The 23117-nt window shown below is 42.8% G+C and carries 25 protein-coding genes and 1 riboswitch; of the genes, 1 reads left to right on the top strand and 24 read right to left on the bottom strand.

Annotated elements, in window-relative coordinates; genetic code table 11:
* Positions 1 to 139: 139 nt before the first annotated feature.
* From DOT_RS04010 to DOT_RS04040, 7 genes are read right to left on the bottom strand one after another with little or no spacing between them, the layout of a single operon-like run.
* Positions 140 to 391: a hypothetical protein gene (locus DOT_RS04010; protein ID WP_009614557.1), complete on the bottom strand. Its 252-nt coding sequence runs from the start codon at positions 389 to 391 to the stop codon at positions 140 to 142.
* Between the two features lie 52 nt (positions 392 to 443).
* Entirely contained in the window at positions 444 to 1349 is a 906-nt protein-coding gene (locus tag DOT_RS31600; RefSeq protein ID WP_242833766.1) for a hypothetical protein, read from the bottom strand.
* A gap of 11 nt (positions 1350 to 1360) precedes the next feature.
* Entirely contained in the window at positions 1361 to 2275 is a 915-nt protein-coding gene (locus DOT_RS04020; RefSeq protein ID WP_009614571.1) for a hypothetical protein, read from the bottom strand.
* Entirely contained in the window at positions 2268 to 3683 is a 1416-nt protein-coding gene (locus DOT_RS04025; RefSeq protein WP_009614573.1) for an ATPase, T2SS/T4P/T4SS family, read from the bottom strand. Before DOT_RS04025 ends, DOT_RS04020 begins: the two co-directional genes overlap by 8 nt.
* On the bottom strand, positions 3680 to 4414 hold the full coding sequence (locus tag DOT_RS04030) for a cobyric acid synthase CobQ (protein WP_009614575.1): 735 nt from the start codon (positions 4412 to 4414) through the stop codon (positions 3680 to 3682). Before DOT_RS04030 ends, DOT_RS04025 begins: the two co-directional genes overlap by 4 nt.
* Entirely contained in the window at positions 4404 to 5123 is a 720-nt protein-coding gene (cpaB, locus tag DOT_RS04035; protein ID WP_040411192.1) for a Flp pilus assembly protein CpaB, read from the bottom strand. Before cpaB ends, DOT_RS04030 begins: the two co-directional genes overlap by 11 nt.
* Before the next feature lie 42 nt (positions 5124 to 5165).
* A complete protein-coding gene (locus DOT_RS04040) occupies positions 5166 to 7463 on the bottom strand; it encodes an ATP-dependent DNA helicase (RefSeq protein ID WP_009614577.1) in 2298 nt (765 codons plus the stop codon).
* Between the two features lie 149 nt (positions 7464 to 7612).
* On the opposite strand from DOT_RS04040, the gene DOT_RS30230 reads away from it, so the two are divergent.
* Entirely contained in the window at positions 7613 to 8005 is a 393-nt protein-coding gene (locus tag DOT_RS30230) for a hypothetical protein (RefSeq protein ID WP_157998405.1), read from the top strand.
* 32 nt (positions 8006 to 8037) lie between these two features.
* On the opposite strand, the gene DOT_RS04050 is transcribed toward DOT_RS30230, so the two are convergent.
* From DOT_RS04050 to DOT_RS04115, 17 genes are all read right to left on the bottom strand, one after another.
* The gene (locus DOT_RS04050) at positions 8038 to 8451 is read right to left on the bottom strand and encodes a sigma-70 family RNA polymerase sigma factor (RefSeq protein ID WP_009614579.1); all 414 of its coding nucleotides are present in this window, start codon (positions 8449 to 8451) and stop codon (positions 8038 to 8040) included.
* Between the two features lie 514 nt (positions 8452 to 8965).
* Positions 8966 to 9055, bottom strand: a riboswitch (cyclic di-GMP riboswitch).
* 260 nt (positions 9056 to 9315) lie between these two features.
* Positions 9316 to 9528, bottom strand: coding sequence for a hypothetical protein (locus tag DOT_RS30235; RefSeq protein WP_157998406.1), 213 nt, complete (start codon positions 9526 to 9528; stop codon positions 9316 to 9318).
* 379 nt (positions 9529 to 9907) lie between these two features.
* Positions 9908 to 10381 (bottom strand): hypothetical protein, encoded by a 474-nt coding sequence (locus tag DOT_RS04055; protein ID WP_040411194.1) that lies wholly within the window; start codon positions 10379 to 10381, stop codon positions 9908 to 9910.
* 14 nt (positions 10382 to 10395) lie between these two features.
* Positions 10396 to 11487, bottom strand: a complete 1092-nt coding sequence (locus tag DOT_RS04060) for a hypothetical protein (protein WP_009614583.1) — start codon at positions 11485 to 11487, stop codon at positions 10396 to 10398.
* Positions 11488 to 11858: 371 nt separating this feature from the next.
* Positions 11859 to 12287 carry a hypothetical protein gene (locus DOT_RS04065; protein WP_009614584.1) on the bottom strand — a complete coding sequence of 143 codons (429 nt, stop codon included), beginning with the start codon at positions 12285 to 12287 and terminating at the stop codon, positions 11859 to 11861.
* A 421-nt stretch (positions 12288 to 12708) separates the two neighbouring features.
* The gene (locus tag DOT_RS04070) at positions 12709 to 13383 is read right to left on the bottom strand and encodes a hypothetical protein (RefSeq protein ID WP_009614586.1); all 675 of its coding nucleotides are present in this window, start codon (positions 13381 to 13383) and stop codon (positions 12709 to 12711) included.
* Positions 13384 to 13700: 317 nt separating this feature from the next.
* Positions 13701 to 14165 carry a hypothetical protein gene (locus DOT_RS04075; protein ID WP_009614588.1) on the bottom strand — a complete coding sequence of 155 codons (465 nt, stop codon included), beginning with the start codon at positions 14163 to 14165 and terminating at the stop codon, positions 13701 to 13703.
* 683 nt (positions 14166 to 14848) lie between these two features.
* Positions 14849 to 15001: a hypothetical protein gene (locus tag DOT_RS30240; protein ID WP_157998408.1), complete on the bottom strand. Its 153-nt coding sequence runs from the start codon at positions 14999 to 15001 to the stop codon at positions 14849 to 14851.
* A 105-nt stretch (positions 15002 to 15106) separates the two neighbouring features.
* Positions 15107 to 15736 (bottom strand): hypothetical protein, encoded by a 630-nt coding sequence (locus DOT_RS04080; RefSeq protein WP_009614594.1) that lies wholly within the window; start codon positions 15734 to 15736, stop codon positions 15107 to 15109.
* A 1-nt stretch (position 15737) separates the two neighbouring features.
* On the bottom strand, positions 15738 to 16631 hold the full coding sequence (locus tag DOT_RS04085; RefSeq protein WP_009614595.1) for a S8 family serine peptidase: 894 nt from the start codon (positions 16629 to 16631) through the stop codon (positions 15738 to 15740).
* An 81-nt stretch (positions 16632 to 16712) separates the two neighbouring features.
* Positions 16713 to 17654, bottom strand: coding sequence for a hypothetical protein (locus DOT_RS04090; RefSeq protein ID WP_009614596.1), 942 nt, complete (start codon positions 17652 to 17654; stop codon positions 16713 to 16715).
* A 75-nt stretch (positions 17655 to 17729) separates the two neighbouring features.
* The gene (locus DOT_RS04095; RefSeq protein ID WP_009614597.1) at positions 17730 to 18158 is read right to left on the bottom strand and encodes a hypothetical protein; all 429 of its coding nucleotides are present in this window, start codon (positions 18156 to 18158) and stop codon (positions 17730 to 17732) included.
* 87 nt (positions 18159 to 18245) lie between these two features.
* Positions 18246 to 18995, bottom strand: coding sequence for a DUF4367 domain-containing protein (locus tag DOT_RS04100; protein ID WP_009614599.1), 750 nt, complete (start codon positions 18993 to 18995; stop codon positions 18246 to 18248).
* Positions 18988 to 19548 carry an RNA polymerase sigma factor gene (locus tag DOT_RS04105; RefSeq protein ID WP_009614600.1) on the bottom strand — a complete coding sequence of 187 codons (561 nt, stop codon included), beginning with the start codon at positions 19546 to 19548 and terminating at the stop codon, positions 18988 to 18990. Before DOT_RS04105 ends, DOT_RS04100 begins: the two co-directional genes overlap by 8 nt.
* A gap of 211 nt (positions 19549 to 19759) precedes the next feature.
* Entirely contained in the window at positions 19760 to 19897 is a 138-nt protein-coding gene (locus DOT_RS31605) for a hypothetical protein (protein WP_009614601.1), read from the bottom strand.
* A gap of 262 nt (positions 19898 to 20159) precedes the next feature.
* Positions 20160 to 22217 (bottom strand): penicillin-binding transpeptidase domain-containing protein, encoded by a 2058-nt coding sequence (locus DOT_RS04110; RefSeq protein ID WP_009614602.1) that lies wholly within the window; start codon positions 22215 to 22217, stop codon positions 20160 to 20162.
* 303 nt (positions 22218 to 22520) lie between these two features.
* On the bottom strand, positions 22521 to 23105 hold the full coding sequence (locus DOT_RS04115) for an L-lysine 2,3-aminomutase domain protein (protein WP_009614603.1): 585 nt from the start codon (positions 23103 to 23105) through the stop codon (positions 22521 to 22523).
* Between the last annotated feature and the right edge of the window lie 12 nt (positions 23106 to 23117).

Genomic DNA, 23117 nt, shown 5'->3' on the forward strand with positions numbered 1-23117 from the left:
CTAATTGCATTTTGTTTCTCAAGGTTCTCAACATAATATAAATACCTCCATAATCATTTATTTTTTGGATTTGGGTTTCAAAGGAAAAGGGGGGAATTCTACCCCCATACCTCAATGGTCTTTTGAGTTTTTGACGATTTTAGCTCAGTAAGCCGGTAATCTTGCTGACAATGCTGTTCCAGATAGTGGTAATTGAACCCTGGTACAGCGTCATAAACACTGCGCCCACGACTACGACGACCAGTACGACAATGAGCCAGCCTGTCATCTGATCGCCAGACCTGCTCCGCAGCAGCCCTTTTGTCCTTAAAAAGGCGCTTATGATTCTGCTTCTCATGGGTATTAACCTCCTTTCCTCTGTGGTTTGGATTGGGTTTTTCCTGTTGCTCATGCTTAACCTCCTGAAAATATAGTTGTATTTGAAAAGGGTTACCCCGTTTTCACTAAAAAAGTCCCCCCATTGACGTAATCAAGTGAGAGCCGATGACATATAAAAGGCTGGCAAGGGTCACTGCCACCAGGGGGATGGATGCAAGCTTGATTTTGCCGGGCAGCCTGTTGAGGTTTTTCCGCAGGGCTTCTTTTGCCTTGAGGTCCATATCCTTGGCAAGATACATCAGCGCTTCGCCCTGATGCTCACCGCGGTACAGGCCGATGAGGGCGTTGACCAAAAAGGACACCTCCGAAAGCCCGACGCGTTCTTTGAAGTTCCGAAGGGCGGTTTCTATGTCTTTTGCCTTCATTTCCATCACCAGAACGGCAATATCATAGTAAAAAACTTCGCTGGATATCTTCAGGTAATCCTCGAATATCTGGATCAGGTCCACCTGCACAACTGCTTTTTCGTTGTTTACCCTGATGTCGTCCAGCTTGTAGAGGATGGAACGGACAAAGCTGGGAAGCTCCATTTCAATCAATCTTTTTTTCTCTTTCAGCTTGTCTTTAAGGTCAGTCACAAAGTGAAAATACACCACCACCGCAAAGATAAGGATTACGGGGGCGATGTTCGTCGCCCCGGCTGCCAGGAGCAGAAGCAAAAGCGGCAGGGTGAAGGCGGCACAGATGAGAGCCCGCGCGTGATATTCCTTCGGTGTCAGGTCAAGCCCTCCGCGCCGCAACATGGATGCCATTTTTGCTTCCTCCTCCGGGTCGATTCGGATAAGCCGGGATACCGGCTTTACCAAGGGCATGACAAAGAGGTTTAATAACCTTGCTCCTGACTGTTCTTTTTCCGCCTGTACGTTTTTGATGTTTTTCTTCATACTCGACCTGGGTATCTTGAGTATCTGTCTGCAAATAAGAAAGCCTGCCGCAGTCAGCAGGACAAAGACAATGATTTTATATAGCAAATTTGAACCTCCTATCTGTTTGCTGGTTTTGTCACCTTCATTACGTAGAAGGAAGTCGCAAGGGCGGTCAGCAGCATAACCACAATCAATAGCTTCCCGATGGTGGTTTCCGTCAGGATGGCAAACCATTCGGCATTGGAAAAACGCATGAGGGGAATAATGCTGAACATCATGCCTACCGTCATCAGGTAATCTCTCCAGACCTTCACCATCATGCTGTCGCTTTCGATTTGCATCGCTTTGGCGTCGTTCATGGACTGGATGATGGGGAACAGGGCGAATTTCAGCCGCCGGTCATGGTAGCAGAGGATGAGCATTTTAATCCACTCGGCAAAATACCGGTTCTTTACCTTTGCCGACAGGCGGTACAGTCCGTGCTCCACATTGGGGTTGATGAGCCGGATTTCGGAGACGAACTCGTCAAAGGGTGTCGGCCTGCGCAGATTCACGTGGATATACCGGTTTTTCTCCTGCACATAGGTTTCCACCGCCTTGATGATGTCGTCACATCCCGCAAAGGCATTGGTAATAACGGACATGGTGTTCTCCAGTCCTTCAATCTCCTCCCTTGCCGCCCTGGCACTTTTTATAGTCAGGTAAAAATAAGGGGCGGGGATCAGGCAGACCGCCATAACCGCTGCCAGTCCGGTGTTGCTAAAAAGCAGGCTTCCGGCCAGAAACCCCGCCGTAAAAGCGGCAGCCATCATCAGGATGAATTTTTTCAGCGTGGTGCCGGTCTGCCGGAACAGGGTTTGGAACCGGAGGTCGATCCGCTCGGATATCTTCAGCCTGGCCCCCGACAGGTAAAGCCGCCGCTTTTTCAGGGGGTTTTTCTCCATCACAAAAGGATTTAGTTTCAACAGGAGAAAAAGGGACAGGCTAATCAATGCAAAAATAATAGCAAGAGATAGCTGAATATTATTCATGGTCGGCCTCCCTCAACATAAACCCGTTTCCTGCAAAACGGCGGATTTCCTTTAACTCAACGCCACCTACCAGCAGCCGTTCGGCAAGGGTGGAGGAGATGCAGCCCAAACGCTTGTGGTTTCCCACGACCTTTACGATTCTTCCGGCTTCATCCCTTTCATATTGGTCTACTTGATATTTGAAAAGGGTATTGCCTGTGACTCCGCCGTCTTTTACTCCGGTGGCTTCAAACACCTCCATGTACTTGCGGGATTTGTCGGGGAGCTGCATCTTAAATACCATAATAGGGAAGGCTTCCACGATGTTTTTGAGCAATCGTTCCTCCGACAATGAGGTTCCAGCCTCCAGGCACATGGTGAGGATTCTTTCATAGGCCGTCCGCGCGCTGTTGGCGTGGAGGGTGCTGATGATGGTGTGCCCCGTCCGTCCGGCCTCCTGCACCGTCAGGGCTTCCTTGCCCCGCATTTCTGCCGGCACAAGGATTTCAGGGTGCAGCCTTAATGACAGTTTTAAAAGGTCCAGCATAGTGATGGGGTTGGGTTCCTCCTTCGTGAGAAGGTGAATCACGTCATTCGTCATCACCCCGTTTTCATCAAACTGTGTCAGGGTCAGCTCGCGGGTGTCCTCTATGGTCACAATTCTTTTGTCCTGGGATACACAGCTTAAAACATATCCCATGTCAGAGGTTTTTCCGCTGCCAGTGGCTCCGGCCAGGGCGACCGATATGCCATTGTTGATGCATAGGGTGAGAAAATCCAGTTCATCCGCCGTGGCCGTATTCCAGCCGATGAGATTTTTCCTTGTGATGTAGGAAGGCTTTTGCTTTCGGATCGAAGCAATGGCTCCGGCGTCAGGATCTACACAGGGGGCGATGGCACCCGACATGCGTATGCCCCGTGCGATAAAACTGTCCCCGATGGGCTTGGAGCCGTCCAGGATGACGTTCCCAAACCGGCTCATTTTTCTGGTGATGTTGGCGCAAGCCTCCGGGCTGCCGAAGGTGGATGAAAGCCGCACCTTTTTGTCCTTGTATAAAACCCATATACCGTTATAGCCGTTGACGTTCACTTCTTCCACCTCATCATCCTTGAGATAGGAGGATAAAAGCCCCATGCCGGCCATATCGAAATATACGGTGTCTACCAGCTCGGAGATGTTGGCAATCCCTTTCGCCACCATATGTTCACTGTTCAGATACTGCATAATCAGGTCTTTCAACTTTTCCTCGGCTTCCTCCGAGTACAATACCTGCGCCAGCTCGGTGGAGTGGTTTTTGGCGATGATCCGCTGCAGCTTATCCAGGATTTCGCCATAGTCCTGGGCCTCCAGGCTGTTTTCTCCGGTGTCGGAGCGCTGCTTGTTGGCCCTGTAAATCAGCTCATTGATTGAAAACTTATTATTCATCATGCTTTGCCTCCGCAGATTTCCTCGGATATTTGCTCCAGCACCCTGCCGTACCGCTTGCATACTCTGTCATGAAAGAGATAGATAGGCGTCCCGACGTTTTCAAGCTCGCCCGCCCGTTTTACAAAGGGCAGCTCATAGGCAAAGGAAAGTCCCGTCATGCCTTGATAGGTCTTTTCGTCAAACTCGCCGTTGGGGGACCGGAGGATATGGATTTGCTTGCCGGCAATGTGCAGCTCCCGTACAAAATCTTCTATGCCCTGATACCACATTTGAGCCGCTATAGACGGCTTGTGCAGGGTGTAAATCTTTTCGGCCATCCAGAGCCCTGCACCGGATACCGGGTTTGCAAGCTCCCCGGCGCCATCAATGATCAGGATGTCAAACACCAGGGACGCAGCGGTAATCATCCGCTCCACACCTTTAAGCGTCACGGTGTCGCAGAGAAGGCCGGTGTAGTGCGTGGGCGCGGACAGGAAAAACAGGTTCTTGCTTTCCTCGTATTCCGAAAATTTCTCGCCGATGTTGGGATTATCCTCATGCAGCGCGTGAAACAGGCCCTTTTCCGGCGGGATGCTCTGGCCAAAAAAAATTTGAAGATTGCCATAGGTCAAACTGGAGGAAATGAGGCCCACCAGACAATCGCGGCTGGAAAGGGCGCAGGCCAGGTTGACCGCAAAGGTGCTTTTCCCGCTGTTGTCGCCGCCCCATACGGTGACGATTTTACCGCTCATGGCTCATCCCCCTTTTTTCAAAGATTAAGTGCAGCTTGCCGGTGTACTCGGATTCGATAAGCTTGGTGGCCTGCGCTTCAGTGACAATCAGGGTGACGGCTTTGGGGATGGGGTCACTGGAGCCTTGCTGTTTTTCCGTCTGCTGATCCCGGACCTGGGCAGTGCTCTGCGTGCGGGAATTTTCCACGCTGTAAACCTGCAGCCCTTTCAGTTCGGGGTAAAGGATAACCTGTGAAGAAGCGCTTTGACTTGTGCCCCCTTCCTCCTTGTGGCTTGAAAACACGGCCACCGTCACAATGTCGCCGCTTTGCAGGTGGGAGGAAAGCCCTGCGGCAATACTCGGCACACTCACCGTAACCAGGCGCTTATTATCACCAGCAATGCGATCCAGCTTTTCATCGGCGATAAACTCACCGAGCTTTTGGGGAAACAGGTAATCCCCTTTGGCAATATCGGCCTGTGCGATCTTCCCCACAATCAGGGTCTTATCATTGACGATGCCTTCGGGCAGACCGAAGCTTCCCACCTCCACCGCGGCCAGTTGTTTGTCTTCTATCCAAGTGCCCGCGGGGATATCCTCCGCCACCCGGAGCACCGTCACGGTCGCGCCCTTGTCCGCGTAAAGCTTTGGCAGCAGCACAAAGGAAATGGCTGCTGCCATGATAATGCAGAGGGCACTTAAAAATATCCGGTTTTTAAGAATTCTCAAGACATTTTCATCCTTTCCTAAAGGTATTTGGCAGAGTATTTCTCATTCAAAATACTCCGCAGCCTTGACGCTTTTCACAAACTCCCCAACCTCGTCAATGGACCCGACCAGGGTATATCCGAGGATGGAAGCCAGCACCCTGCGGTGGTATTTGCCGTACCTGCTGGCGCGATAATCCAAAATGGCGACCACTCCCGTATCGGTTTCGCTGCGGATCAGCCGTCCAAGACCCTGCCGGAGCCTGGCAATCATCACCGGGAAGGCATACCTGTCAATAAATTGGGAAAGAGAGGAAAAGTCCTTCTTCTTGTACTCCATGATGGGTGACGGTACGGGAAAGGGCAGATTGATCACGATGATGGAGGACAGGATATCTCCGGGGAAGTCCACGCCCTCCCAGAAGGAGCCGGAAGCGAAAAGGACACCGTTCCGGCTTTTTCTAAACGCCTCGGCAGTGTTCTTTGTCCCCTTGTGCATGGTAATAAGGGGGAAATGGGTGATTCTGTCCTTCAATAGCTCATGCACAGCCGATAGCAATTTGTAGGAGGTGAACAAAATGGCGGTATGGCCGTAGGTGGCCTCCACCAGCTTTTCAATTTCATCCGAAACGGCGGCTATGTACCGCTCGTCGTTTTTATCGGGAAAGGGTATTTTCTCGGAGAGATAGAGCCTTGTGTTGCTCTTATAGTCAAAGGGTGAAGGCGTCCGTATCTCCGCCAGCAGCAAGGAGGACAGTTTGCCGATGCCTGTCTGCTCCTTGAAAAAGCCGTAGCCTGTGTCGTCGGTCAGGGTGGCCGAGGTCAGTATTTTGGAGGCCATGCCTTTCCACAGCACCTCATAGAGCAGAGCCTCCATGTTGGTGGGGATGGCGGCAAGCTGCCACAATCCGTCGCCGCCCTTCTCCAGCCAGTAGATGATATCCTTCGGTGCCAGAAAGGTTTCAATTCCGCCGCTGATTTCCCGGTGCAAGTGCCCAAGCTGCCGACAGCAGGCAATATCCTGAAAGCAGGCCCGGTATATCTCGTCAAGGCTGATCTGCAAATCCCGCATGGCTTGTTTGACGGCGGCATTGAGCTTTACGTTTTTCCGCCGGTTTTCCTCCGTTTCATCCGTGGGCAGGGTTTTCTCAAGCTCCATAAACAGCCTTTGGTTATGAAAGGCCAGGTCATCGCTTAACAGATAGGCTTTTTTGTGATATGCCTTGTTGCCGGTGGTGTGGTTGTGGAGGATTCGGATAAACTCGCCCGTCAGACCGCTGGAAAAGCTTTCTCCCAATATCTGATAGGCGGCGTCCAGGAGTTTATGGGCCTCGTCAATGATATGTACGCCGCATTTCGGTATCAGGGGTGCAAGTCCCGAATACTCCCGCTGCACATTGGCAAGATAGTAATTGTGGTTTGTTACCTGAAAGGAATAGACGTCTGATCTGGCGCGACTGATATGGTCGATATACCGGCACCTTTTGTAGTAGGGGCACTTGCGGTCGCAGTCCCTGGGCACGTTGATTTTACGAACTACATGCTGTTTGATGTCGGAGTAGGCGTCCAGGTCAATATCGCCCTGCTCCAGCCCTTTTGCCTTCAACTTTTGATAAAGCCTTACATCCCTTGAAATATCGCTGTTTTTAAGATAGCCCATGAAATCCGCGTAGCGTTCCTCACAAAGATAATGCTCTTTACCCTTTCGGAGCACGGCGGTAACGGGGCCTTCGATGATTTTATACTCCATCAGTATCCTAGAAAGATCTGGGATAAACATCCTTATGATGGACTGCTGTAAATCAATGCTGGAGGTGGTGATGGTAATGGGCGTCGGGCTCATCGGACCGGCAAAAACATAAGGGCTAGTCCGTCTTTCCTTCCCCTCATAAAGACCGTAGACGATAGCAGCCACAAGGTAGGCAAGGGTTTTGCCCGTACCCACCTCGGCTTCGCACAGGGCGACCTTTTTATGCCTCATGCTCTCAAACATCATCATCGACAGTTCAAGCTGCTTGTCCCGCACCGTATAGCCGTATTCCGGCATGAGCTGCCTGAATATGGCTTCAATCAGAATTTGGGGTTGTGCCGGCAGCACAAACTGATATACCTTGCAATGGAGTATCTTTTTAACAAGGCCCGGATAGTCTGCTTCGGAGAGCACAGTTCGGCTTGTCGCCAACACGACTGACTTCTCGGTGGCGTAGTTCAGCACGGAATAAGTAAATCTTTTTCCCGAAAATCGGAAATAGACAATATACCTGCCGTCCAGGGTAAAGAAATAACTGCTATCAGCCTTTATCCTTCCGGCCAGGATGTACTTTTCCAGAATGGAATGGTCTCTCGTCGTTATATCAAACATTTTTTTATCTCCCTTATCTTTACGAAACTATGAAAATGCCGGGCGGCAGAATGGTGCGCCGGAACACCACAGGTTTTGGAAACACATCAAGGCGTCAATCGCTTTGAATTCCGGCGCAATAGTTCTGCCGTCAGACAAATACGGCAAAAATGAAGAATGTATCATACTTGTTCACAACGTCCCTGATACCGGGGATGTACCGGGCTGCTCCTTGCTGGAGAGCAACATATCAGCCGGCATGGGTATCAGTTTCCAACCCAAACCAACATGATCCCGTCATTCGTCGCGGGCTGCCCAATGCGGTGAGGCGTTCAAGGCAGAAGTATCATTGTGTATCCCTTTCCCCGTCATCGCCATTCAACCCGCAACAGGCTGATTCAAAGCCAGGAGTAATCGCTCGCATTCCTACGGAATGGTCATGGCGTTCCCGCTTACGTGGCTTGCCGCTGTCAACGGCGAGAAAGGTGGCTTTCCCAATACACCGTATGCACTTGTCAAGGAACAGCGAGGGAGATAATAAAAAATACCCCTCACTTCTTTAAGGAAAAAAGTGAGGGGGTGGTCGGAATTATTTTTAAGTTTGTAGTATCTTTTTTAGCTTGCCGAGTATCTTCGTTTTTCTATCATGCAGGGTCGTCTTTGCAATTCCGAGCATAGCGCACAGTTCTCTTTCGCTTTTGCCCTTGAAAAACAGCGTATAGATCAATAATCGTTCCTGTTCGGTCAGCATTTCCATCGCCACGGTCAACCTAGAAAGCATCTCAGCCTTGATAAGCTTGTCCTCCGCGGATTCCTGTGTCTGCGCTAATAAGTAATCTATCTGAATGCCTTTTTCCTCGCATTCTTCAAAGGATAGATTATTTCGCTCGGAAAGCTTGTCCAAATAGGATTCGCGCTCTTTAAGCTGATAATATGCCTTGTAAATTTCCTCGGTTACCGAGATTCGCTTCTTATTGATAAGCAGGGTGTATGTTTTGTCCTCCTGCATTTTGATTTCCTCCGTTTCTGATTTTTGAATTTCTCAAAATCAGAAATGGAGGGAGGAGAGCGGCACCCTACCGACTTGACAAGGGTGTCAAAGTATTTAATTGCAACCTGCGGTCGAAAATTCAGATTTTTTGTCAAATAAAAAACCGCAATTTGTGGCTCACAAATTGCGGTTTTACGGCTTGTATGAGGTGTATTGAATTGTAAACTTATTGGGGTCTGCGTGGAATTCCGCAGAGGTCTAAGGTACATATCCGTGTCGGAGAAATTAATCTCTGCCTGATAAGTGCCTTTATATCTTTTTAGTTCAGCTACTCTAGCCTTTCTATTATTATCAAAATTCCATTTGCCATTTGCCAGCACCTCACTCACATGAAATGAAAAATAAGGCTATAACGGTCATATTTTATTGAAATATGTCATTGTATTACTGGCATCAAATTTATGGAATTCCCTCGTTACGTCTAAAACGCAAAAAAACCTGCCACTAAGGGCAGGTTTAGACACGTAGTCTCTGCGGTAGCCAGGCTATCATAGTGCTGGTAAGCACCTTAGACCCTATGGCTTTGCGTCCCTATCTTTTGACAGGTTTGCCCTTAGCGCTAGTAATTTATTTAATTTTTAAAGAGACCCGCTGGTTTCCCCCTGGTCTCAGCAAATATCCCCACTATTTGGAAATATATTTATGGTCCTATTTCTGAATTGGTTACTTGATTTGTCCCAAAGGCAAACATCTTCATGGGAACCAGGCCAAAAAGTGACAGGGCGAGCACTACTGCTCTTTTTCTCATAAACCATTATCCCTTCATCCAAATAAACGAAAAAGGGTGACTATTTGTTACACTTTCCTTGGAAAAATTTTCATCTATTTTTCGCTTATACTTTCAGCCATTTTAATCATCTCTGCTTTATCACTCCTATAAGGGAAAACAGAAATTCTTCCTTCCAGACAAATATGACGTTGTTTCGGTCGGACATGTTGATCTGCCGCTAACCATGCATCAACGAGTGAAACGACGGAGTCCATAACTGGAGAAGGCTTTTCTTGAACTAAGTGGTCTCCTCCTAGATGGTGCAAGCCAAAGCTAGTAATTGAAAGAGGAAAGCTTCCCAAAATAAGCTGGGTCCGAGATCATCCTATCGGATCATTGAGGGGCTTTTTCTCTGTCCTTTACTTAATTTGAGTCCTATAACTAGGGTTAAGCACCCTCGTCCAAATCGGACGAGGGTGCAATTATTGGATAGACTGGACTCCGTCCGTCTGTCAGTCTGTCCTTCCAACACTTATTCAAGAAGGTGCAGTTTTTGAAAAGTATCTGGAGATTGAGAATATAGCCCAGGCTAGACCGGAGGGGATGAGGGAGAAATATGCCCAGCCGCTTGCGGAAAAACAGCAAAGAAAAACCGGGAGTTGTCCCGGTAAGTAGTGTGAAACTGATGTTTATCGTATAACAATGTTATAATTTTGGGCGCGGCCCCTTCTTATACTTGAGATAAAACGTATTGATCGCATCGAAGGTAATATCCTCCGATTTGTATTTTGTTCCATCAATATCCACAATGTCATTTTCGCAAACAAAAAGGCTGATTGAGCTGCTGTCATTGTAAAGCGTAATGAAAAGGCTGCGTGCTCGTGTGGGTGCTTGTATGGTGCATTTGATAAAAGAGGTTTTGTTAAATAAGCTCTCAATCTGATTTATGATTTCTGGGTCTGTGATATTGACAGTACTGTTGCTATCGCTGCTAACTACATCACAAATACCAATGCATTTTGTATTTTCAAGCTTTAAAGAAATTTCATCTTTATCCTTGGAAATCATATTTCCCCCTTCATTTGATGATTTATGAATCCCGGATGCTGCTAAGATTATCACAAGTATAACTGAGAAAAGGATACCCCATAAAACCCTGTATCTTTCTGTTTTAATCACTTACACTTCCCTTTTTAATGTCTCCAGAAGGTTTTGGTATATATATAGTATGGGCAGTCATTAATGGGGTGACGATATAAGCCTGCAGCGCCCCATTTGGAGGTAACTGTAATATTGGAGCCGCTCACAGATGTAACGTTTCCGGAATGTGCTCCGGTATAATATACCTTGTCACCGGCCGTGGGGTTCGTTACTTGGTTATAATAACCATAAGTCATATAATAAGATGCATCATCCATCCACCACGTATTGCCAGTCGAGGATAAATACCAAGCATATGAATGACAGTTGTAGTTGTACGTGGCAGTGCTTAGTCTTGTTGCTGTTGGATATGTTGCATCAAAATAGTTATTTGTAGCTGTTTTTTCAGTAGATGTCATATCTTGCCGGCTACAGACTAAAACCGGGGTAGAAGACAGTGGAGGATAAACATAGCCATAGTATAAGATATCTCCGGGAGCTGCCGCCATTACCGATGTTTTTTCCATTACAAGGGACGACGTCTGAAGCTTATCAGATACTTGTTGTGAAAGTGCCACTACGGCATCTTTTTCATCCTGACTCAGCATATCGGATACTTTCGGATAGACCAACAGAGACTCCATAAACATCTTTTGCATGATTTCTGTATCACTGATATTGTTTTTTGTTTCAACGGCCATAATTTTTTCTATGGTATTCTTGTAAATAGTTTGAAGCTTTTCCGCCAAGTCTGGTCTCTGCAAAAGAACCGCAGCGCCGTTAAACTCCAAAGAAAGGCCTTCAAACCCTTGTGTTGTATTGTCATAAGCATAAATATCAATCATGAATGGATAGTCAAGTACTGTCTTTAACAACGTTGCCGTATCCATTTTTTCAGCTGTGCTTAGTGGGATATTCAGCATTTCCTTCAGTTGCACTGATGAATAGTTTTTCCATTCCTTTGATTTTGGAGTCATCGAAAATTCGAAGGAATTTTGTGAATCAAGAATGTCTTTTTTATCAATGCTTATATCGCCGACAAAACTGGGGGAAACATGTGTAGAGTCTTCTGCAAATACTGCAGTTGCTCCGACGCTTAATACCATCGCAATAACAAGAATACACGCCAATAGTCTTTTTTTCATTTTAATTTTACCTCCTCGTAAGATTTTTTTGAATACCTTTTTTCAAATTTTGTTAAAGGATTGTTGTCTTTGAACAATTACTACTGCATAATAAGGCGTATAAGCTCTTAAATATTCTTTTAATCAAAGACTTTCAAGAGGTTAGCGATCATTGGAATATGAGAGAGCCTTTTATCGTAGACGGCGATCTTATATGCGCCATGGCCTGTCCACCTTTTACATTAAACTTGGCTCTTCCGCAATTGCCGATACATTTAGGTTACTGAATTGCTTCAGTTATTAAAACAACCTTGATATTGTAACGTTCTCCAGATAAGAACTTTTGTTCTTTATCCACTTATGCGGAAGAGCCTTATGAATTACTTTGATTGTCAATACCAATAACTTGAACCCGTATAAGAAGTCTGCTCTACCAAGACATCATCCTGATAAACTGCTCCGGTTGAAGCCAGGCGGTAATAATAACCACTCATTAAATACCACTTTTGATTCAGATAGCCGCTGTTGCTGTAAGTAGTGCTTGTCCAGCTTTTGATTGTCTGCCAACTGCCATTGACGTATTGTTGGATGCTGGCATTAATGACTACTTTGTTTATATTGCTACGTGCATGAAGGCTTGTATCAAATTGAGCTAGTCCGCTACCGGAAATTTCAAAAGAATTTGTGAATTCCGTGATGCTGATCCATAATGGTCCTATTTCTGAATTGGTTACTTGATTTGTCCCGAGGGCAAACACTTGCATGGGAGCTACGCAAAGAATTAAAAGTGACAGGACGAGTGCTACCGCTCTCTTTCTCATAAAAATCACCTCCCTTCGTTTATCCCTTCATACAAATAAACGAAAGAAGGCGGCTTTTTGTGACACTTTTTTTTGGAAAGATTTCCATTTATTTTTTGCAAATCTTCCTACCAGACAAGTATGACGTGTTTCGGTCGCACATGTTGATCTTTCGCTAACCATGCATCAACGAGTGAAGCGACGGAATCCATAACTGGAGAAGGCTTTTCTTGAACTAAGTGGTATCTTCCCAGATGGTGTAAGCCAAAGCTAGTAATTGAAAGAGAAAAGCTTCTCAAAATAAGCCGGGTCCGAGATCATCCTATCGGATCATTGAGGGCCCTTTTTTCTCTGTCCTTTACTTAATTCGAGTCCTATAATGAGGGTGCAATTATTGGATAGTTGAATGAGTTTTGTCGAAAATGTTGGTGATACTCCCTAGTTAAATCTCTTTGTTAACAAGATCACGCAGATCATTAAATTGGGATTTATGTTTTTTCACCCATTCCGATCCATCTGTAATTTGATTCATGGTAAAATTCGCATTTCCACGGAGCAACTGATCTATAGATGGGAATAATTCCGTGTTTCCTTGTTCTATTTTATCCATAATAAACGGTATCGCTGGAGTCCCAAGTAAAACTAATTCTTGAACCTTCTTATCGTTAGCTTCATTTGATGCTACTATTTTATTCACGTTGGTAGGAATATTTTTTAAATGTGTTTTCCATACTTTTGTGAATCCTTTAGCTGAACTCCATTCACCCCTATCCTTCTTTAAGTCTACTTTTGAAATTTCTTCAGTAGCAATTGATAAGATGTATTCTCTTAAACCATTTTCCTTACTTCGATCTATTCGATCAACAAGAATCGGCAGAGCCTCTGAACCTAAGCTAATAATACTCTTATAGTTTGCATTATTAATGTAACTATATGGGTTTGAACTCATTGCAAATTGAGGATCTTGGGTTGATAATTTATTGATATCGTCCATTATACTTAACATGTTTTGATCGATTTTAGAAGCAATTGATGCATTTGCTTTTGAAATTGTGAATGTCAACATAGTTACAATGATTAAACACAAAACAGATAATGATACAATTAATTTTTTCAAAGGTTATCACACCTTATTAATAATATATTTCGACTGGTAGACCATATTTACGTATACCAGATTCGTCAGACAGGGGATTTAGTAAAATAAACCTGTGTGGGGCAAAAAATCATGTCAAACAGTGAAAAACGTTATGACCAAGAATTCAAGCAGACACAGTTCGGCAGACAACACTCGACGAAATGGGGACATCGAGCGTACCATGCAAAATGACGGCTGGTTTTGGATAGAGGATACAGGTGAGCTAAATTCAAAAAATTCAGACTGTGAATGACGAAACTATGACTATTGATTATGAACTATACCATGAAGCTTTACTATTTTCCCGTTGCTAATTGAGTAATCCTATATGTCTTATCACTCTTTGAAACATCTACAAAATAGAATTTCCCAGTAATCCAGCCGTCGTCTCCTTTATCACCGTTCCCAGCTAAGATATAACGTTCAGAATCTGGCAAAATTGAATAGAAAACACTGAACTCAAAGCCCATATCGTTGCTCTTCTCAATTTTAATAGAATTAATTAGATAATCTTTAATACGTTGTGATTCGGGGGTTTTCTGTTCCTTAAGATGTATTAAGTACTTTTCGAAAACCTCCCCTGCTATTTCATTCAAACCAATATTATCTGGTAATGTAACTTCTATATCAAGAACATTTTCCATTACTTGCTCTGTCGGTCTTGCGGTAGCTTTAGTTTCGGTTTCAGTCGAACTGCAACCCACTATCATAAGTAAAATTATTATTGGGCAAATAAAGAAAATATTTTTTTTCATTTTCATAACCATTCCTTTCGCTGCGCTCAGGCACAAAGCGTTATGAAAATTGTTGCCTGTGCGCTATTTTTTAATTGGTCGTTCAAGTATACTACAGAGCACGGGGAGGTGAGTACGTCACCCTACCCTTTTTCGGGAAATCGCATTATTATATGTGTCGCTCATTACTCGTTCAGTTTGCCAATGCCGCGATTAATGATAAAAACTTCCCGCAATATTGCATCCGTTATGAAGCGATTAAACTCCACGCGGTCACAAGAGAGCCATTACGCCATTGCTCGAATGATGTTGACAGCTATTTATCACATGCTTTCAACCGGTAGACTGTTCAATCCTGCACTTAACGAGAAGTCTGCTTAGAGTCTGAACCGAAATATGTTAATTGGAGCCAACCTCTGTGTAGGTCAGCTCCACCCCCACATTTTGAAATGCAAGCCAAGCAATCACTAAGAATGTCATTGCAATACCCCTGTGCAGATATAGCATAAAGTATATCGTATTTTCCACCCTGAGGTATTCTTCATCTGATCGAAAATCCTCTAATCAGCTTTCTGAGCCATAAAAAGACGCAGCGTCAAAACGGCGAACAAACTGGCAATGATTTTTATCTTATTTTTTACAGGCTGTCGCCTCTTCAGGAAACCACGTAACATGATCAGACTTCAACCATGATTCTCTAACTTAAAGAGCTATTGTCCATTATTTAAGATCGATTCATACTTTTCGACAAGAGAGATTATTTCAAGATGATGATTACTTCCTAACTGAACGTCCGGTTCATTTCTTTCGCCGGAAACTATGGGGTCCATGAGAAATGGTTGTGCTGTACTATCAATCGGCACTTCAAATAGAACTTTTTGCCTGTAACCTTCTTTAATCCATTTGTCTATAAATTAATATAAATGTCTGTAGGCGGATTAATGCAAATGTTATTTATCTGACGCTTTTTATTCAGTAAAGATAACATTGCCATTGTCACCAATAGCTTGAATTTTCTTTAGTCCACCATCAAAACCTCTACGTACAGCAAGAAATGAACTTTGATCTTTTCCAATGTTTAAAATTTCATCATGGTTATCACTATAAAAAAGAATAATTTGTTTAATATTTTTATCTTTTATGACACCAGAAACGGTGCAATAGGGACGTTCTATATTATCTTGAATAAAACTTCCTCCCATATCTCGTACTGTTACAGGTTTACTTAACGGTTCAATAGGCATATAGTCAATGTCTCGCACATTCCATTTATTATCGATGAGGTTGAGAGAAACAACCCCTTCATAGATGTTGCCATTATTTTTGAAAGTGTATTCAGCAGTTACATTCTGGGATGAATTATCAACATAATTGAACTTAATCTCAGTTAAGGATTTCAATTCAGTTCCGATATATTTTGAAATAGCTTCTTCTATATTAGGGCCAGCCAATAGATCTTTTTCCGATTTGGATAATGTTTTAGTGGAACTAAAGCTTTTTGTTTCCGAAAAATACTCGAATGCTATTAAAGTTGATGCACCTATTAACAATATCAACGTAGAAACAATAACAACAGCTATAATCTTCTTATTCTTCATACTAATTAATCACTCCTAATGCTTTTTTATAGTTGATCAATTTTACATATACATTCGAACCATTCCATAAACCACTATATTTGGATGAACTATTATCAATTATCTTTTTAATTTCTTCACCAGTAAGGTCAGATTTGCTTAATTTCATTAATGTTATTAGACCAGTTACAAAAGGTGTAGATGCAGATGTTCCGGAAAAATCAAGGGTTTGCGAAGAATTCTTGATTATAATATCATCCCCTGGGGCATAGAATGCAACTGCATTGTTGGAATTGCTAGAATTTAATACATTTAAGTTTTTACCCAATGCCCCAACTGAAATTACTTCTGGATAAGAAGCAGGATAATTATAGGCATCAGAACCAGAATTCCCGGCAGATGCAACTATTATCATTCCCTTTCGTGTTGCATCGCGAATTACATTATGCAATTTTTCGTCATTATTGAAACTCCCTAAACTTATGTTTAGGACATCTATTTTCATGTTTGAAGCTTTTTCGATCTCTTTAGCCAGGGCATTAACATTAAAATCATCCTTGGCTATTGGAAAAAAGTATATCGGAATATCTGATTTGCCGTTAGTATGTAAGATCGAAGCGATCAAGCTGGAAACCATAACACCATGATCATCATATGTTTTCGGGTTACCGATTGTTTTAATTTGCGCAATATCTGGGGGATATGTATCAATTATTCCTATTTTGATTCTATTTATATTGATACACGGGTATGTAACATTTAAATTCCAAGCACCAACAACTTGAAAAGCCCACTTATTTTCTTCAATGTTTTTTATTTCATAAGTTTGATTGCGCAGAGAAGTAACAAAAATAACTGAACAAACCAATATCAAAGTTAGTAAAAATGTAAGGATAACTTTATAACGTTTTTTCATATATTTCTCCTCGCATTAGACATTGGAGCATTCTGGTATTAAATACATGCCGAATGCCCCAAACAAATTTAATTCTTGGCTTTAATCGTAAAATCCCCACCAGAATTGCAATGCACCGGCACGAGTAATTTCAATAATGGAGTATTGTGTATAATAGTGGTTGGTTGAGAAGGACTCTGAAAATCCCGAACCAACGGTGTAAGCAGTCTTCGTGTTCATATCGGCGTAATAGTAAGCTTGGGCATAATCGTAAAGGTCTGTGTCATTATAATGATTTACTCCATTTCTGAATACAATATCGGCCAATCCAACCGAAGAGGCAGCACCGGAAGCATTAGTAATCCTAGCCCTCCAAGTATTAATATCGTAACCGGTTAATGTCCAGTCTATCAAGCATTTTACTTTTAAGTAGTTTGTTCCGCTAAAAGTCTGTTCTTCGAAATAAGTAGCGTAACTTCCAGGCTCGTTAAATACACTTGCATCATAACCACCGTCATAGTCTCTGTTCCAGGGCCCCGGCATCCATGAGTTCGTTTGAATTCCTTTGTCCTCTTTGTTAACTGCTTTAGTGGTATGTCCAACTGCAACAATATAGCTGGAATCTGGATAAGCTATTTTAACTGATGAAACATTAGGATTCTTCTTTAAGTACTCCTGTATGTCTTTTTGGCCATTCTTTTCGGCTTGAGAAAAAAACGCTTTTTTAATAGCAACCATATCACCCGATAAAATCCGGGCCCTGAAATCCTTGGGATTGCTATTAACATATTCATCGCTTAAATCCTCTTTAACGTTTGCTAAATCCAGGACTTTCCCTTCATCTTTCCACTTGTCGAACATTTTGGAGACATCGGCATAGTAATTGGCGTCATCAATACTTAACCCGTCGTTTAACATCTCTTGGACTAATTGTTCCTTGGTTTTTTGAGAACTACTATTGGTATCTTGTGCACCAAATGCTGTACTAACCGAGCTAACTACTAACAACAAAGAAATGGCCAGGGTAATAACCTTTTTAAACATTTAATCTCCTCCTTGTAATTAATCGTTTAAATCGTTTGTAAGCTATTTGCTCGAAATTGAAGCATGTAAATTTTCCTAATACCAATAACTTGGACCCGTGTAAGAAGTCTGTTCTACCAGGACATCATCCTGATAAACTGCTCCGGTTGAAACCAGGCGGTAATAATAACCGCTCACGACATACCACTTTTGATTTAGATATCCACTGTTGCTGTAAGAAGTGCTCGTCCAGCTTTTGATTGTCTGCCAACTGCCATTGGTGTATTGTTGGATACTGGCATTAATGACTACTTTGTTTATGTTGCTTCGGGCATAAAGGCTTGTATCAAATTGAGCTAGTCCGCTGCCGGAAATTTCAAAGGAATTTGTGAATTCCGTGATGCTGACCCATAATGGTCCAATTTCTGAGTTGGTTACTTGATTAGTCTCAAGGGCAAACGCCTGCATGGGAACCAGGCAAAGAATTAAAAGTGACAGGGCGAGTACTGCTGCTCTCTTTTTCATAAAAATCACCTCCCTCATTTATCCCTACATCCAAATAAACGAAAGACGGTGACTTTTTGTGACACTTTTTTTTGGAAAGATTTTCATTTATTTTCGGATTATACTTTTAGCCATTTTAATCATCTCTGCTTTATCTACTTCTCCTATAAGAGAAAACAGAAATTCTTCCTTCCAGACAATACTGACAAGTCCTTGTTTCTCGGCTAAAAGTGCATCGCTGTTGTGTATCGAAATATTTTGTACAGTGGCATCTTCTGTATCTACTCTTAGGTCTGTGTCGCTACTTCGATACTGGGTGAATCGAATGGTTTGGCCTTGCTCATTTGAATAATAAATAGCATTTAACATATCACGTTCTTCTGTTTTAACAACTTTAAAACCATGGGGAATGTAGTTGGGAACATATCCACTCCAGTTCGGCGGGATTTGCTCGGTAGCCTGTTTTGTTTGACCGTTATTTTCATCTTTCGTTTGGATGCTGGTGTATTGATTCTGGATATTCAGAATGATATTTAATGCTTTCACTCTTAAAGCTTGAACACTAGCCACAACTATAGTAAAACTCCCAAACAAGACCAGTAAAAAAATCGCTGCTTTTGACAGGAACCTGACGGTCCTTTTTCTTATTTTGTTAAATGTTTCTTTTCTGTCATGCCTGGCAATCAGCTTTTTCATTTTTCGGTCAAATTCGGGTGGAAGGGCAAAATCAGGAGCAGAATCATCCTCAATCGGATTCTCAGCGATTATGTTTTCGACATGACAGGCAGCGGCATATTCGAAGAGTGCTTCCAGCATTTTTTCCTTTGCTTGCACCTTCGCTGATTCGTGTTCACTCATGATTTGTCGCCTCCTGTTCCTGAGATAATAATTTGATCAGACTCTTTCTGGCCCGGTGAAGCCGTGTTCGGATGTTTTCGGGTGTAATATTTAAAATCCGGGATATTTCCTCATCTTCATAGTGATAAAAAAATTTAAGCGAAAGAATATCGGCATAAGACGGATGTAATTCCTTAATTTTTTCTGCCACTCTGGTAAAAGTTTCATTATTCATGAGAATTTCTTCAACACTTGGTCCCGATTCGGGTAAATCTTCTTCAATCTCTTCAATAGAAACGCTGTATTGCTTTCTCCTCAGTCGATAGATATCAATGGAAACGTTTCTAACAATAATAACGAATAAAGCCTTTATTTTGTTACAGTCAGTTCCAATGATCTTTTCAAGATTATTGGAAATATTGATAAAAGCTTCCTGAACAGCGTCCTGAGCCAGATGTTCATCATTTAAAATCCTATATGCTACCTTATACATCCGAGAAGCATGTTCTTCATACAAAGCTTCTAGTCTGCTGCGGTTTTCTTTATTTTGTGTCGCAGCAAAAATAATTAACATGCACTTTTCTCCTTTTTCATATTAAATATTAATCTTAAAATCTATTTCTTCCTTAGCAAAATATACAAACCCTCATGGTGAATGTGTTATTTAAATAGACAATCTAAAGTGCCTTTTTGAAAAGTAAGATTTTTCAGAGTTTCACATATTATAGCACATGATTACATATCGCTGCTCCGCCAGGCGCGTCTTACGCACCTTGGGGTATCGGTCATATCATTAAAGCTCTTACCACATGCTTTGCAGAGGTAACGCTGACGAGAACGGTACTTACCGTTCCGTTTAACCCTTTTACTGTCACAATGGGGACAGTAAATCCCTTCGCTGAATCGAGTTTCGAGAAGGTCAATAATGAAATCTCCCAATTTAGCGTTATCGGGGAACATGTGCTATCTTATGAGCTCGTATAGCTCCATCTTCTTGGGTTTGTCTAAGGTCTAAACTCCTTAAGCAAGTCCATAATATCCATTTTGTGCCACCTCACATCTTGCTGTTACGCTATACACTATGTCCTGGAAAGCAACAAATCTTACTAACAAAGCCATCTTTATACAACCCACCGACTTTTCTATCGATAAGACGGGGGGTTTTCGCTTATTTGGTCTTTGTTATTACGGGGTCGGAGGCGGAGTTTGTAGAGGGGGCGCAGGTGGCAACGGTGCGAATTTAACTTCAACGATAACTCCCTTGGCCACAACCTTGCCTCCTACTGGGTCTTGTTCAATTGCAAGCCCACTACCATTAAAGTTGAAATGCAATTCCGACTTGCTTACCGTTTCTCCAACCTGTCTCATCGTCATTCCGATAAGATTAGGAACAACAACCTCGCTTGCTAGTGGTGGACGCTCAGGGACGCTCGGTGACGTAACAGGTCTAACAGGAACATCCTTTTCGGTGACCAGTATGGTGCTTTTTGTATCATTAGAAAAAGGAACATTAAATTCTTCAAGAGCCCCTTGAAGAATTATTTTAGCAACAGGACTACATAGTGGTCCACCCTCATATTCCACACCCTTTGGACTATCAGCAATCACTAACACTGCAATTTTTGGGTTATCGACTGGGGCAAAGGCTTCAAACGATGCTATAAACGAAGTAGGGGAATAACTACGAGTTACATGGTCAATTTTTTGGGCAGTTCCTGATTTCCCACCCACTCTAATCCCTGGGATGATCGTTAATTTTCCCGTTCCGTTGATAACAACGCTTTCCATCATCTTTACCATCTCGTCCGATGTGCTTTTGGAAATAACCTTTCGAATCACTGTCGGCTGATTTTGCTGAACAAGAACCCCATCTGGCGTGGTAATTTTATCCACGACATAAGGCTTATAAAGCGTACCCCCATTAACGATAGCACACAAAGTCGTCAGCAGTTGAATGGGGGTTACCAAATTAGATTGTCCAAACGACATGGTTGCCAGATCGATATCTTTTACACTTTGTTGAGGAACGAGTAAGCCTCTTTCCTCTCCGGCTATATCAATACCCGTTTTCTCACCAAAACCAAAGGCTCTTAGATACTTATAAAAATTCGTCGCTCCAAGTCTTAAGCTCATCTGAGACATGACAACATTAGACGATTGTTCCATTCCTTGGGTAAAGGTAATACTGCCAGCAGGTCTTACTCCAAAGTCCCAGTTTCGAATCGTTCGGTTTCCCAACGTTATGTATCCTGGGTCTACAAATAATTCATTAGGCGAGATTAGCCCTTCTTCTAGACCAGCTGACCCCGTTACTATTTTAAAAGTTGAACCAGGCTCATAATTCATACTGATGGCTCTGTTTGTCCAAAGCTCAGGAGCGACTTCACCGTACTTGTTAGGGTCAAACGATGGGGTTGTTCCCATTCCTAAAATCTTACCCGTTTGAGGGTCCATGGCTAAAATAGTAACGCTTTCAGCCTGAGTCGTTGTTTGCAAAGCGACCAATTGTTGCTCTATTATCGTTTGAATCTTAGTATTTAGTGTTAATTCCAAGTTGTTTCCGTGCCGTGGCGGTTCGATGCTAGAATTAGCATCGAGAATCTCTTGACGACTTGTGGTCTTTTCCGACATGGATTGCCCAGCAGTGCCGTAGAGTGTTTTGTCATAATAAGCCTCGATACCCCCTATCCCATGACCCGTCTGATTGACAAACCCTAGGACAGATGAAGCCCATGTACCTAAGGGATAGATTCGTTTGGATTCATTAGCATAACCAAAGCCTGGAAGTTTCAGTTTGCGAATTTGTTCTATTTTTTCAAGGTCAACTTGACGAGCTATATTAATCCACAACACATCTTTGTTGAGTTTGGCGAGAATAGATTTCGAATCTTGACCTAGAATTTCTCCTAACGATTTGGCAATCTCCTCTTTGGTCATTCTGGTGAACTTCTTCGTTTGGATAAGAGTTGTAAGTCCCCTTGGATTTGCATAAACTTCTTGAGCCAACACACTCCGACTTAAGACATTTCCCTTGCTATCAGATATAGTCCCTCGTTCAGGTAATAATGTTTGACTTGTCGTTCGATTGGAAATCCCTTTAGCAGTTAAGGTATCGGAGTTATAGACCTGCATATAAAACAATCGCCCAACGATACAGATAACTATAAATACAAGAGGAATGTATACTAAGAATTCTCTGGAAAAATAGGCCAGTTTCCATTTTTTCTTCTTTGGAATTTCCACAGTACACCCTTCTCTGCCACTTGTGCTAATCTACATCTCTAACGCTCTGTTTCCATCCTCTGCCTGAGAACTCACTATGGACGTTATACAAATGAGAACTAATTATCAAAAAATCACACCATAGGTTAGGTTTTTTGAGATATCTTAATATCAGCCAAGAGAGGTGATCCACTCGTACGAGAGGAACTTATAAGGACAACTCAGCATTGCTCTTTAGCTTTTAACGAAGTGATAGACAGCTTCGACTATCATAGGAACCCACCCCATAATGAGGAAATAGATTTTTAACTACCCCCTTGTAATTTATATGTTATCTACTTCAAAAACCTTGCCTTCCCAATTTCTGAATACTGCTTTATCTTTATGGGTATAGAGCAAATATTGAGGAAGAATTGGCATTTTGCCGAGTCCATCCGGTCCATTGAATACATAATACGGGACTGCCATACCTGATGTATATCCCCTCAATCCATCCATTATATCAAGACCTTCGTCAATACTTACCCAGAAATGCTTTGTACCCTTTACCTGCATAGGGTGAAAGATATAATATGGCTTTACTCTTAATAGTAAAAGCTGTTGGTTAAGCTTTCTTACTATGTTTTTATCATTATTAATCCCGTTTAAAAGAACCATTTGATTACCAAGAGGAATCCCTGCATCTGCAAGCATTTCGCAAGCAGCCTTGGACTCATTAGTTATCTCTAAGGGATGATTAAACTGTGTGTTGATATATATAGGGTGATACCTTTTTATTATATTTGTAAGCTTTTTAGTTATTCTCTGTGGTAGTGTAACAGGAGCCCGTGTACCCAACCGGATAAATTTTTTTAACTCTTTAAATCTATCTTCATTGTGCTTATGCGTTTCTCTAAAGTTCTCTTGCACCAGTATTCATCC

The organism is Desulfosporosinus sp. OT (assembly GCF_000224515.1).
Taxonomy (GTDB): Bacteria; Bacillota; Desulfitobacteriia; order Desulfitobacteriales; family Desulfitobacteriaceae; genus Desulfosporosinus.

Excerpts from the sequence above, each read along its gene's own strand:
- DOT_RS04065 (WP_009614584.1), bottom strand. The coding sequence starts at position 12,287 with ATGAGAAAGAGAGCGGTAGCACTCGTCCTGTCACTTTTAATTCTTTGC.
- DOT_RS04075 (WP_009614588.1), bottom strand. The coding sequence starts at position 14,165 with ATGAAAATGAAAAAAAATATTTTCTTTATTTGCCCAATAATAATTTTA.
- DOT_RS04080 (WP_009614594.1), bottom strand. The coding sequence starts at position 15,736 with ATGAAGAATAAGAAGATTATAGCTGTTGTTATTGTTTCTACGTTGATA.
- DOT_RS04030 (WP_009614575.1), bottom strand. The coding sequence starts at position 4,414 with ATGAGCGGTAAAATCGTCACCGTATGGGGCGGCGACAACAGCGGGAAA.
- DOT_RS04050 (WP_009614579.1), bottom strand. The coding sequence starts at position 8,451 with ATGCAGGAGGACAAAACATACACCCTGCTTATCAATAAGAAGCGAATC.
- DOT_RS04085 (WP_009614595.1), bottom strand. The coding sequence starts at position 16,631 with ATGAAAAAACGTTATAAAGTTATCCTTACATTTTTACTAACTTTGATA.
- DOT_RS04095 (WP_009614597.1), bottom strand. The coding sequence starts at position 18,158 with ATGAAAAAGAGAGCAGCAGTACTCGCCCTGTCACTTTTAATTCTTTGC.
- DOT_RS04060 (WP_009614583.1), bottom strand. The coding sequence starts at position 11,487 with ATGAAAAAAAGACTATTGGCGTGTATTCTTGTTATTGCGATGGTATTA.
- DOT_RS04040 (WP_009614577.1), bottom strand. The coding sequence starts at position 7,463 with ATGTTTGATATAACGACGAGAGACCATTCCATTCTGGAAAAGTACATC.
- DOT_RS04090 (WP_009614596.1), bottom strand. The coding sequence starts at position 17,654 with ATGTTTAAAAAGGTTATTACCCTGGCCATTTCTTTGTTGTTAGTAGTT.
- DOT_RS04010 (WP_009614557.1), bottom strand. The coding sequence starts at position 391 with ATGAGCAACAGGAAAAACCCAATCCAAACCACAGAGGAAAGGAGGTTA.
- DOT_RS04025 (WP_009614573.1), bottom strand. The coding sequence starts at position 3,683 with ATGATGAATAATAAGTTTTCAATCAATGAGCTGATTTACAGGGCCAAC.
- DOT_RS04020 (WP_009614571.1), bottom strand. The coding sequence starts at position 2,275 with ATGAATAATATTCAGCTATCTCTTGCTATTATTTTTGCATTGATTAGC.
- DOT_RS04100 (WP_009614599.1), bottom strand. The coding sequence starts at position 18,995 with ATGAGTGAACACGAATCAGCGAAGGTGCAAGCAAAGGAAAAAATGCTG.
- DOT_RS04105 (WP_009614600.1), bottom strand. The coding sequence starts at position 19,548 with ATGTTAATTATTTTTGCTGCGACACAAAATAAAGAAAACCGCAGCAGA.
- DOT_RS30230 (WP_157998405.1), top strand. The coding sequence starts at position 7,613 with ATGAAGAATGTATCATACTTGTTCACAACGTCCCTGATACCGGGGATG.